Below are 10,011 nucleotides of genomic sequence, written 5' to 3'. Positions count from 1 at the left end.
GCGGCAATGGTCGGCATCTTGGCGATAAGGCGATGCGTTGCGATTTCACGCTGCCGTTCGTCATTGACATCGGTGGAGTCGTGATAGAACGCGGACATCGCACCGACGACACCCACCATGGTTGCCATCGGATGAGCGTCGCGACGGAACCCACGGAAGAAATAGTGCATCTGCTCGTGGATCATCGTGTGGCGGCTGATCGTGGTCTCGAAATGCTCGAGTTCCTCAGCCTGCGGCAGATACCCGTAAAGCAGCAAGAAGCAGACTTCAAGGAAATGCGATTTCTCGGCCAGCTGGTCGATCGGATAGCCCCGGTGCAGCAGTTCGCCCTTTTCACCGTCGATATAGGTGATGGTGCTGTCGCAACTTGCTGTCGAAGTAAAGCCGGGATCATAGGTGAACACATCCGCCATGCTGTAAAGCTTGCGAATATCAATCACGTCCGGGCCAGCAGTCGGAGAAAAGACCGGCAGCTCAAAGCTTTTACCATGTACAGTCAGAGTGGCTGTTTTTTGGCTTTCAGTCATGGGTGTCCCTTCCTCAATCATACGCGGCGCGGACCGATGTCCGTACCTGCGGGCAACGGCTGCGCATGGCTGCGCAGTCCTGGTCTTTGCGGAGCAGCGTTGCCCGACCGAAGGTGCGGGACCTAGTTCACTGCATCGGAAAGCCGTGCCAGGGTTTCTTCTCGCCCCAACACAAGCATCATGTCAAATACCGAAGGCGTTACTGCCCGACCTGCCAGCACCGCCCGCAAGGGACCGGCCAACTTGCCGAACTTGACCCCCTGCATTTCAGCGAATGCGTTGAGGTTATCCTCCAGTCCATCTCGCGTCCAGCTAGCATTTTGCAGATGCGGCGTCAATTCATTCAGTATACCGTCGGATACTGACGCGAGGGCGGCTGCTGCTTTCTCATCTGGCTCAATTGGTCGGGCCGTGAGGATAAAATGAGCTTTTTCAAGAAGTTCCGGAAAGGTTCTGGCCCGATCCTTGAGGCAATACATCGCACGTTCAAGGTCGCTTGATTGCGTTGCTGTAAGCGCGGAAAGATTTGCTGCGGCAAGATAGGCTTCGATCTCCTGCCGCAACGCAGCATCACTCGCAATCGCTATGTGCTGACCGCACAGGTTCTCCAGTTTCTTGAGGTCGAAGCGCGCAGGGCTTTTGCCGATACCATCAAGGTCGAACCATTCCTGCGCCTGAACATCGGTAAAAAATTCGTCATCCCCATGGCTCCAGCCCAGGCGCGCCAGATAATTACGCATGCCCGCGGCCGGATATCCCATCGCCTGATACTCCTGCGCCCCGAGTGCGCCGTGACGCTTGGACAGCTTTTTGCCGTCTGGTCCGTGGATCAGCGGAATATGTGCCCACACGGGCACATCCCAACCCATGGCTTCATAGATCATCATCTGGCGCGCGGCGTTGTTGAGGTGATCATCGCCGCGGATGACGTGTGTGACCCCCATGTCGTGGTCGTCCACCACCACGGCCAGCATGTAAACCGGCGTCCCGTCCGAACGCAGCAGGATCATGTCGTCAAGCTGGTCGTTGCGGATGGTGACGTCACCCTGAACCTTGTCGCGGATAACCGTGACACCATCTTGCGGCGCCTTGATCCGGATCGCGAAAGGCGTATCGGGATGTGTCGAGGGGTCGGCGTCGCGCCACGGGCTGCGATATAGCGTGGATTTTCCTTCGGCCCGCGCCTGTTCGCGAAAGGCCGCAATTTCGTCCTGTGTTGCAAAGCATTTGTAGGCTTTGCCCTGAGCCAGTAGTTCGTGCGCAACTTCGGCATGGCGCGCTGCGCCTTCGAACTGGCTGATCACATCACCATCGTGATCAAGCCCCAGCCAGCTCAGCCCCTGCAGAATCGCATCCGTGGCCTCGGGCGTGGACCGCTCGCGATCGGTGTCTTCAATCCGCAACAGGAATTTGCCGCCCCGACCGCGGGCATAGAGCCAGTTGAACAGCGCGGTGCGTGCGCCTCCGATGTGCAGAAAGCCGGTGGGAGAGGGGGCAAAGCGGGTGACGATCTTTTCTGACATATCTGGCGTTTACCTTTTGGTAACCAATGAGGTTCTAGTTTGCGCTTGTCTAACGAGCCAGGCGGGCAGGAGCAACCATGCGCATACTGGCAAGGGTCGAGGCGGCGATGCTGGCTCAGCGCGGGTTTCTGTTTCCCTGGGTGCCGGTGTTTCTGGCCATCGGGATCGGGGGGTACTTCGCTCTGAGCCGCGAACCCGGTCCGTCCGAATACGTCGGGGCGGGGCTGGTGATGCTTGTTTCGCTTCTTGCTGCATGGTTTGCAACCGCCGCGTGGGCACCAATTGCATGGGCGCTGGCGCTGTCGGCCGGGGGTCTGATCCTTGCCGGGGCGCACGCGCACAACGTGGCAGAGCCGATTCTGCAATGGCGCTACTATGGCCCCATAGAGGGGAGGGTCGTAGGCCTGGATCGGTCTGCTTCGGATGCGCTGCGGGTAACGCTCGATCAGGTGCGCCTCAACGGTGTACCGGAGGGGGAGCGCCCCGCGCGCATCCGAATTTCCCTGCACGGTGGCACCGTGCCGCTGGTACCGGGCCAAAGGATCATGACGACCGGACATCTGTCGCCGCCGCAAGGGCCGGTGGAACCCGGCGGATTTGATTTTCGTCGTCACGCATGGTTTCAGCGCCTCGGGGCCGTAGGGTATACGCGCGTGCCGGTCTTGACTGCTTCGCCGCCCGGAATGGGGCGGGAAGGTGTTCGGATATCAGCGGTGCGGACCGCGATCTCCAATCACATTCAAACCGAGTTGCCGGGGGATCTCGGTGGGTTTGCAGCTGCCGTGACCACCGGAGACCGGAGCGCGATCGGACAGCAAACGCTGGATGCGCTCAGGGCATCCAATCTGGCCCATCTGCTTGCAATTTCCGGGCTTCACATGGGGTTGCTGGCCGGATTTATTTTTTCCGCCACACGTATCGCCCTGTCCCTGATTCCCGCACTGGCGTTGCGCGTGCCGGTCAAAAAGATTGCCGCTGTGCTGGCGCTGGGGGCCGCCACCGCCTATCTGTTGCTTTCAGGCGGCAGCGTCGCGACCGAGCGCGCCTATGTCATGGTGGCAGTCATGTTATGTGCAATCCTCGTGGACCGTCGCGCAATATCGCTAAGGGCGGTGGCGGTTGCGGCCACGATCGTGCTGGTCCTGCAACCTCAGGCTTTGCTCAGCCCCGGTTTCCAGATGTCCTTTGCCGCGACCACCGCACTGGTCGCCGTGTTTGGCGCGCTCCGGAACTCTGAGATCGCGGTGATGCGCGGTCCATTCCGGTCTGTTTTTGCGCTGGTCTTGTCTTCGGCGGTCGCCGGCCTTGCGACGGCGCCGGTCGCGGCAGCGCATTTCAATGCGCTGGCACATTTTGGCCTGTTGGCAAACCTGTTGTCCGTTCCTGTGATGGGAAGCCTTGTCATCCCGGCGGCGGTTCTGGCGGCGTTGCTGGCTCCGTTTGGACTGCAATGGATCGGTTTGGGGCTGATGGGGGTCGGCCTGCGCTGGATACTGGCCGTTGCGGAGTGGATTTCCACGCTTGACGGCGCAAGGGGTTATGTCGTCAGTCCACCGACCTATGTGTTGCCTGCGCTGGCTCTGGCCGCGTTATTCCTGATTCTGTGGCAGGGGCGCTTCCGCTGGTTCGGTGCAGTCGGCGTGGTCGCCGCGCTCTCCTTGTGGGGGCAGGGGACGCGGCCCGAAATTCTTGTGGCGGATACCGGCGCCTTGGTCGGCGTGATGACGCCAGAAGGGCGCGCACTCAGCAAGGCGCGCGGAGCGGGATTCATTGCGTCAGTTTGGCTGGAGAACGACGGGGATGGGGCAGACCAGCAACAGGCGGCGCTACGCTGGCCTCAGGATGAGGACATGCTGCGCCGGATTGATCTTGGCGATGTCGAGCTTGTCCACATTACCGGCAAAAAGATGGCCGGTGGCCTCACCACGTGCTCGGAGAAACAGATCGTTGTCTCTCAGGTTCCACTAAACCTTTCGGGCGATTGCCTTTTGTTCGATCCGGCCAAGTTGTCCATGACGGGGAGCCTGGCGATTTCCGGCGGTCAGATCCAACAAAGCCGCGCGCTTTCGGGAGCGCGGCTTTGGTCACCGTAGGCAGGTATCAATACGTTCGGATCAGCCCGACCAGCCGTCCCTGCACCTTGACCTTGTCGGCAGGAAGGACGCGGGTTTCATAGGCGGGGTTCGCGGCCTCCAGCGCGATGGTGGCGCCCCGGCGAAAAAAGCGTTTCAGAGTGGCCTCCTGATCCTCGACCAACGCAACGACGATGTCGCCGTTGTCGGCGACCGAGGTTTCGCGGATCACCACGACATCGCCGTCGTTGATCCCGGCTTCAACCATCGAGTCGCCGCGCACCTCCAGCGCGTAGTGCTGTCCCTTGCCGGATAGCATGGAACCTGGAACCGCGACCTGATGCGAGACATGGCTGATCGCCTCGATCGGGACACCGGCGGCGATCCGGCCCATGACAGGCACCTCGAGCGCATGAGCCACGACCGGTTCGACATTTGCGGGACGCGGCCCTTCCGGGCGGTCGCCATCGATTACACGGGGTTTGAACCCGGTCGTTGGTTCGCCGCCCAGGCTTTCGGGCAGTTTGACAATCTCGATGGCGCGGGCGCGGTGCGCGAGGCGGCGGATGAAGCCGCGTTCTTCCAGCGCCGTGATCAAACGATGGATGCCGGACTTGGACCTGAGATCCAGCGCCTCTTTCATCTCGTCGAAACTGGGTGGCACGCCATCCCGTTGCAGGCGCTTGTGGATGAATTCCAGCAAATCCAACTGCTTCTTTGTCAGCATCGCTCATACCTCGTCGTTCATGCGTTTGCTTTTGTTCTACGCATGTTCACGTTTTGTGTCAACGGATATGAGCCAGTTCTACAATGGGAGATACAAGACCTGGTCCCCGGCATTACGTGCGGGCTCGTCCGGTGGTCGCACCAGCAGGGCATCGGCGCGGGCCAGAACGCTGAGCAGGGAACTGTCCTGATCGTCGCAGGCGCGGATGCCGTTTTCGTCGATCGTGGCGCGCATATAGTGCTCGCGCGGTCCATTCCGGGACAGCGGCGCGGCAAGGCGTGCGCGGCGAAAGGCGGGCACGACATCCGACAGGCCAAGCATGCGCCGCACCATGGGCGCGAGAAACAGATAGCCACAAACCATTGCCGACACCGGGTTGCCCGGCAGGCCGACCATTGGCGTCTGCCCGATGCGCCCGGCCATCAATGGTTTTCCGGGCCGCATTCGGATCTTGTAGAACGCGCGCTCCATGCCCAGTCCGGCGGCTACATCGGCAACCAGATCGTGGTCGCCTACGGATGCGCCGCCGATGGTGACAACCAGATCGGCCCCTTTGGCCAATCCAAACGCGGTCTCCAGCGAGGATATCGTATCGCGGGCAATCGGCAGGATGCGGACATGTGCCCCGACCCCTTCAAGCAGCGCCTTGAGGCCAAACGTGTTCGACGCGATGATCTGATCGGGGCCGGGGATTTCACCCGGCATGACCAACTCATCCCCGGTCGAGATCAGGGCAATCTCGGGCTTTTTCACAACCGGAACTTCCGGGATATTCATGGCCGCCATCAGGGCGACATCCTCGGCCCGCAGAACGCGAGGTGCCTGAATTATTGTTCCTTTTGCGAAATCGATGCCGACGGGGCGGACATTCGACTTGGTACCGGGATCACGTGAAATGGTGATCAGATCTCCACGGCGATCGACATCCTCTTGAATGACAACGAAATCCGCGCCGTTGGGCATCGGGGCGCCGGTAAAGATGCGAACCGCCTGACCCGCGCCCACAGTGGTGCTGAAACGGTGGCCCGCTGCCGCCTCGCCAACCACTTTGAACATCGCGTGCAGTTCGACCTCTGCGGATTTGACGGCATACCCGTCCATCGATGAAGCCGCGAACGGGGGCTGATCGCGGGTTGCCGCGACTTCTTCTGCCAGAACACGCCCGGCAGCATCCGTCAGGCCAACGGGTTCGGTTGGCAATGGCGAAACCAGATCGAACAGCAGAGAGCGGGCTTCGTCTACCGTAATCATTTCGCCTCGTAACGACCGGATTTTCCACCATCTTTCAAAAGAACGCGTATACCGCCGATTTCCATCGCCTTATCGACGGCCTTGGCCATGTCATATACGGTGAGCGCGGCTGTCGAAGCAGCCGTCAGCGCCTCCATCTCGACGCCTGTCTGGCCAGATGTCTTGACCGTTGCCTCGATGCGCACGCCGGGAAGTCCAGGGTCCAGCGTCAGTTCGACGGCAACCTTCGTAACCGGCAGCGGATGGCAAAGCGGGATCAGATCCGGTGTTTTCTTTGCCCCCATAATGCCCGCAAGCCGAGCAACGCCCAGAACATCACCCTTTTTTGCGCGACCTTCTGAAATGATTTCAAAGGTTTCCTGCGCCATCTTGATGTGAGCTTCGGCTACGGCCACCCGGTCAGTCACCGCCTTGTCGGAGACGTCCACCATATGAGCGTCGCCCTTGCTATCAAAATGCGTGAGTGACATTACATCGTACCTCGCACCAGAGGGTTGGCCAGCAGACTGCGCGTCGCCTCGGCAACATCTTCCTGGCGCATCAGGCTTTCCCCGATCAGAAAGCTGCGCGCACCATAGCGGGCGATATCGGCCAGATCCTCTGGCGTGTTCAGGCCGCTTTCACACACAATCATCCGGTCGACCGGAACAAGTTTCGACAATCTGCGCGTCGTATCAAGAGTGGTCTCAAAGGTCTTGAGATTGCGGTTATTTATTCCGATCAACGGGCTTTTGAGGTCGGTCGCACGCTCAAGTTCCGCCTCATCATGCACCTCGATCAAAACGTCCATGTCCCAATCAAAGGCGGTCTGTTCCAGCTCTGCCGCCTGCCCATCGTCGACCGAGGCCATGATGATCAGAATACAGTCCGCCCCAAGCGCCCGTGCTTCGGCGACCTGATAGGGATCATACATGAAATCCTTGCGCAATGCGGGCAGGTCACATGCAGCACGTGCCGCCGTCAGGTATTCCTTTGCACCCTGAAAGCTGGGCGTATCGGTCAACACCGACAAACAGGACGCCCCGCCGGCTTCATACGCCTGAGCCAGGGAAGGAGGATCGAAGTCTGCACGGATCAACCCTTTGGATGGACTGGCTTTTTTGATTTCGGCAATCAACCCGTACCCGGATCGGGCCGCAGTTGTCAGCGCTTTGGCGAAACCGCGAACCGCGTCGGCATCACGTGCTTCGGCCTCGACCTCTTGCAGAGATTTTCGTGCTTTGTCAGCGGCAACTTCTTCAAGCTTATAGGCTTTGATCTTGTCCAGTATCGTCTCGGTCATGCGCCTTCCTGTGTAATTCGGGCCAGTGCGGCGGTCTTTTCCTTTGCCTTGCCGCTGTCGATGCTCTCAGCCGCCATGGCAACGCCGTCGCGCAAGTCGCTAACCTTGTCGGCCACAACCAGTGCCGCAGCCGCGTTCAGCAACACCGCGTCGCGATAGGCCGAGGGTGCGCCATCCAGAAGCGCACGGAAGGCGACTGCGTTCTCCTCTGGCGTGCCGCCAAGGATGTCTTCGAAAGGGTGTACGGCAAGCCCGGCATCTTCGGGATGCAACTCAACATCCTTGACCGCCCCGTCCTCCAACGCGGAAACCCAGCTGACACCGGTAATGGTCAACTCGTCGGTGCCGTCCGAACCGTGAACCAGCCAAGCGCGCTCTGCCCCCAGAACGCCAAGCGTTTCGGCCATGGGGCGGATCAGGTCGCGGCTAAAGGCCCCGGTCAACTGGCGCTTGACGCCTGCAGGGTTGGTCAAAGGACCCAGAATATTGAAGATTGTGCGTGTGCCCAGTTCCTGCCGGGTTGGCATCACATTGGCGATCGACGGATGGTGCATGGGTGCCATCATGAACCCGATCCCGACCTCATTCAACGCTTTTTCAACAACTTGCGGACCAACCATCACGTTGATGCCCAACTGTCCCAACGCATCCGCCGCACCCGATTTCGAGCTGAGATTGCGGTTTCCGTGTTTGGCGACCGTCACCCCCGCGCCAGCTACGACAAAGGCGGTGGCCGTCGAGATGTTCAGAGTACCCTTGCCGTCACCCCCGGTCCCCACAATGTCCATCGCGCCCTGGGGCGCTTTTACGGCGTGGCATTTCGCTCGCATCACGGCGGCGGCGGCGGCGTATTCATCCACCGTTTCGCCCCGGGTGCGCATGGCCATCAGCAGGCCGCCGATCTGGCTGGGCGTGGCCTCACCTTCGAACAGGATGGAAAAGGCGGCCTCGGCCTCGGCCCGGGTCAGGGCGCGGTCGGCGGCCGCCCCGATCAGCGGTTTCAGCGCATCGCTCATGCAGGGACTTTCATTTCTTTCAGGAAGTTTTCGAGCAAAGCATGACCATGCTCGGAGGCAATCGATTCGGGGTGGAACTGTACGCCGTGGATCGGCAGTTCCTTGTGCTGAAGGCCCATGATGGTTCCATCTTCGAGCTCGGCGGTGATTTCCAGGCAATCCGGCAGGCTTTCGCGCTCGACCACCAGGGAATGATACCGCGTGGCTTCAAACGGAGAGGGCAGGCCAGCAAACAAACCCTTGCCGGTGTGATGCATCATTCCCATCTTGCCGTGAACGATTTCATGGCAACGCACCACCTTGCCGCCAAAAGCCTGACCGATTGTCTGATGGCCAAGGCAGACGCCCATCAAGGGTGTTCGTGTTTCCGCGGCAGCTTCGGTGAGGGCGAGACAAATGCCTGCCTGATCGGGATCACAGGGGCCCGGGCTGAGCAAAATGCCCGCCGGGTTCATCGCCATCGCCTCCTGTACATCCAGCGCGTCATTTCGGCGCACGACCATCTCGGCGCCCAACTCTCCGAGATAGTGAACGAGGTTGTAGGTAAACGAGTCGTAGTTGTCGATCAGCAGCAGCATCTTGGTACGTGTCTTGACTTGGGCATATTGGGACTGGCGTTGCGGTCCCGGGCCACATTACAATGTTCGGGACATACATGCTCAGGCTTGTGCGGCAGCGTCAAGGGCACTTACGTCCCTTGCATCCGCGCAGGTCAGGGCCGCATAACGCGGTGAAACCGGAATTGGCGACAGACCAGGATAGGGGCAAGCAGAGATGCAAGGTTTTCTGGGAGGGGTTCTAGTAGGCGCGGCCATGCTGGTGGGCGCGGGGGTTTATCTGTCGCTGACGTCTCCGATGGCGCGCAACCCCGAAGTGGGCAGCGTCACACCGGTCCCCGCTTCGGTCGAGCAAGCATCAACAGACGAGACGGTGGACAAGGCCGGGGCGGATGCCGATGTGGTGGAGCTTGCACCGCGCGCTCTGGACCCCGAGCCGGTGGACGACGATAATGTCACGGTTCTCGAAGAGACAGACAAAACGCCGATTTCACGTCCGGAACTTGCAACAGATACCAATGCGATCACCTCGCCGGAGATTTCGACAGACGTCGCCGTAAACGTTGCGCCGGTGGCGCCGGTCGAACCGGTCCAGCCGGCTGCCCTGCCAACATTCCCCCAGCATGACGTCGAGTTGGTTCAGGTTGATGAAAGCCCTGCGCAGCCGTCGCCTGCAAAAGCACCTGAGGTGGCGGAAATTCCGCCGCGACAGAATGATATTCCCGCACCATTGTCTGTTCCGACAGCAGAGACTGAGTTGCCAGAGGCCGACACCGAAGTGGCGGCCCTGCAGCCGGAAAACGCTGAGCCCGACTTTTCTGCAGAACAAATAGAGCCGGAACAACAACCGGTACCTGAAACGCCCGATCTCCCCAAGGTGCGTGAGTTACCGCAGATCGGAGGCGATGATGCGGCCTCTACCGCGTCAGGCGTGGGCACTCCGGTGGTTCCGCTGACTGAACGGGACGACGAACCGCAACAACAGTCCGACGGAGCAACGGCGCAGGAAGCGGCCGGTCCACCGATCGAGGAATATGCCGCTGACTTTGAAAATCC

At 60.4% G+C, this 10,011-nt stretch carries 9 protein-coding genes and 1 pseudogene; 2 read left to right on the top strand and 8 right to left on the bottom strand.

Going from position 1 to position 10,011, the window contains the following annotated elements; translation table 11 throughout:
- Together AC2FNB_RS19190 and gltX are read right to left on the bottom strand one after the other, a co-directional pair.
- On the bottom strand, window positions 1-527 hold a 527-nt coding region (locus AC2FNB_RS19190; RefSeq protein WP_496748436.1), incomplete at its 3' end, for a citrate/2-methylcitrate synthase.
- A 122-nt stretch (window positions 528-649) separates the two neighbouring features.
- The gene (gltX, locus tag AC2FNB_RS19185; protein ID WP_496748435.1) at window positions 650-2,050 is read right to left on the bottom strand and encodes a glutamate--tRNA ligase; all 1,401 of its coding nucleotides are present in this window, start codon (window positions 2,048-2,050) and stop codon (window positions 650-652) included.
- Between the two features lie 77 nt (window positions 2,051-2,127).
- Between gltX and AC2FNB_RS19180 the strand changes: the two genes are divergently transcribed.
- Complete coding sequence (locus tag AC2FNB_RS19180) at window positions 2,128-4,143, top strand: ComEC/Rec2 family competence protein (protein ID WP_496748434.1); 2,016 nt, start codon at window positions 2,128-2,130, stop codon at window positions 4,141-4,143.
- Window positions 4,144-4,150: 7 nt separating this feature from the next.
- Here AC2FNB_RS19180 and lexA read toward each other — a convergent pair whose 3' ends face one another.
- The 6 genes from lexA to AC2FNB_RS19150 form a co-directional block, all read right to left on the bottom strand.
- Window positions 4,151-4,849, bottom strand: a complete 699-nt coding sequence (lexA, locus tag AC2FNB_RS19175) for a transcriptional repressor LexA (protein ID WP_480750457.1) — start codon at window positions 4,847-4,849, stop codon at window positions 4,151-4,153.
- Window positions 4,850-4,927: 78 nt separating this feature from the next.
- The gene (locus AC2FNB_RS19170; RefSeq protein ID WP_496748433.1) at window positions 4,928-6,100 is read right to left on the bottom strand and encodes a molybdopterin molybdotransferase MoeA; all 1,173 of its coding nucleotides are present in this window, start codon (window positions 6,098-6,100) and stop codon (window positions 4,928-4,930) included.
- Entirely contained in the window at window positions 6,097-6,570 is a 474-nt protein-coding gene (gene moaC / locus AC2FNB_RS19165) for a cyclic pyranopterin monophosphate synthase MoaC (protein WP_480750459.1), read from the bottom strand. Before moaC ends, AC2FNB_RS19170 begins: the two co-directional genes overlap by 4 nt.
- Window positions 6,570-7,382 (bottom strand): indole-3-glycerol phosphate synthase TrpC, encoded by an 813-nt coding sequence (gene trpC / locus AC2FNB_RS19160; protein WP_480750460.1) that lies wholly within the window; start codon window positions 7,380-7,382, stop codon window positions 6,570-6,572. The genes moaC and trpC overlap by 1 nt, the downstream gene beginning before the upstream one ends.
- On the bottom strand, window positions 7,379-8,398 hold the full coding sequence (gene trpD, locus AC2FNB_RS19155) for an anthranilate phosphoribosyltransferase (protein WP_496748432.1): 1,020 nt from the start codon (window positions 8,396-8,398) through the stop codon (window positions 7,379-7,381). The genes trpC and trpD overlap by 4 nt, the downstream gene beginning before the upstream one ends.
- Window positions 8,395-8,976 carry an anthranilate synthase component II gene (locus AC2FNB_RS19150; protein ID WP_480750462.1) on the bottom strand — a complete coding sequence of 194 codons (582 nt, stop codon included), beginning with the start codon at window positions 8,974-8,976 and terminating at the stop codon, window positions 8,395-8,397. The genes trpD and AC2FNB_RS19150 overlap by 4 nt, the downstream gene beginning before the upstream one ends.
- 196 nt (window positions 8,977-9,172) lie before the next feature.
- On the opposite strand from AC2FNB_RS19150, the pseudogene AC2FNB_RS19145 reads away from it, so the two are divergent.
- A pseudogene (locus AC2FNB_RS19145) lies at window positions 9,173-10,011 on the top strand (hypothetical protein); the annotation flags it as partial.

It is taken from the genome of Ruegeria sp. BHSB058 (assembly GCF_059613285.1).
This window is presented reverse-complemented; position numbering and strand designations above follow the sequence as displayed.

Bases quoted from the DNA above. Each gene is read 5' to 3' on its own strand.
- lexA (WP_480750457.1), bottom strand. From the start codon at position 4,849: ATGCTGACAAAGAAGCAGTTGGATTTGCTGGAATTCATCCACAAGCGC.
- gltX (WP_496748435.1), bottom strand. From the start codon at position 2,050: ATGTCAGAAAAGATCGTCACCCGCTTTGCCCCCTCTCCCACCGGCTTT.
- AC2FNB_RS19150 (WP_480750462.1), bottom strand. From the start codon at position 8,976: ATGCTGCTGCTGATCGACAACTACGACTCGTTTACCTACAACCTCGTT.
- AC2FNB_RS19180 (WP_496748434.1), top strand. From the start codon at position 2,128: ATGCGCATACTGGCAAGGGTCGAGGCGGCGATGCTGGCTCAGCGCGGG.
- trpD (WP_496748432.1), bottom strand. From the start codon at position 8,398: ATGAGCGATGCGCTGAAACCGCTGATCGGGGCGGCCGCCGACCGCGCC.
- trpC (WP_480750460.1), bottom strand. From the start codon at position 7,382: ATGACCGAGACGATACTGGACAAGATCAAAGCCTATAAGCTTGAAGAA.
- moaC (WP_480750459.1), bottom strand. From the start codon at position 6,570: ATGTCACTCACGCATTTTGATAGCAAGGGCGACGCTCATATGGTGGAC.
- AC2FNB_RS19170 (WP_496748433.1), bottom strand. From the start codon at position 6,100: ATGATTACGGTAGACGAAGCCCGCTCTCTGCTGTTCGATCTGGTTTCG.